This window comes from Methylobacterium sp. J-030 (assembly GCF_022829545.1).
Classification (GTDB): Bacteria; Pseudomonadota; Alphaproteobacteria; order Rhizobiales; family Beijerinckiaceae; genus Methylobacterium.
Genome location: NZ_JAKSYM010000347.1, coordinates 1 through 610, shown reverse-complemented (window position 1 = coordinate 610; position 610 = coordinate 1). Strand labels below are relative to the sequence as shown.

Below are 610 nucleotides of genomic sequence, written 5' to 3'. Positions count from 1 at the left end.
GTGGGGAATCCGGACCAATGGGATAGGGAAGCTGATGCCTTGGCTGGGCGAGGACGTGAACGGGGTGGAGAGTGCGGCCGAACTGGAAGGTTGGGGCCAGGCGCCCGGCACACAGGTCCATCGCGACACCCTTCTTTCGATGTGCGCCGTGACGGCTATCGACGGCGGCGGCCGTGACGCGATCAAGGCCTTTGCTCCTGAGCTGCTGGCCCACGCCGAGGCCGAGCGCGAGGGCCGCTGATAGCGGTTCTCCCCCTTCTGTCGCCGTGCGTACCGCCCCGGCCGGATCCCGCCGGGCCTTCCCTTCATCGCGACCCGAGACCTGATCCATGGGCGACGTGCTCACCTTCACCCCGCGGCCGAAACCGGCCGCTCCGATCCTCCCGGAGCCGCTGGCGGGCGCCGCGCTCCGCGCCAGCCTGGAGGAGGCGGCACAGACCGCCCTCGACGCGGCTGACCGCATCATCGCCGTGCTGGACCGCATGGACGGCGACGCGGACCTTGAGGACGGCGCCGACGATGAGCCGTTCCTGGCCGCGCCCGCGAACGCGACCGGCTCGCAGATGACATGGTTGCGCGGGGACGACGCCGACCGCGAGGCCGACCAACC

2 protein-coding genes are annotated in these 610 nt (G+C 71.1%); both read left to right on the top strand.

The features are described from left to right. Nucleotides 1-241: hypothetical protein (locus tag MKK75_RS27275; RefSeq protein WP_244045618.1), on the top strand; the 241-nt coding region annotated here is incomplete at its 5' end. A gap of 88 nt (nt 242-329) precedes the next feature. Next, a partial coding sequence (locus MKK75_RS27270; protein WP_244045617.1) for a hypothetical protein occupies nt 330-610 on the top strand: 281 nt, incomplete at its 3' end.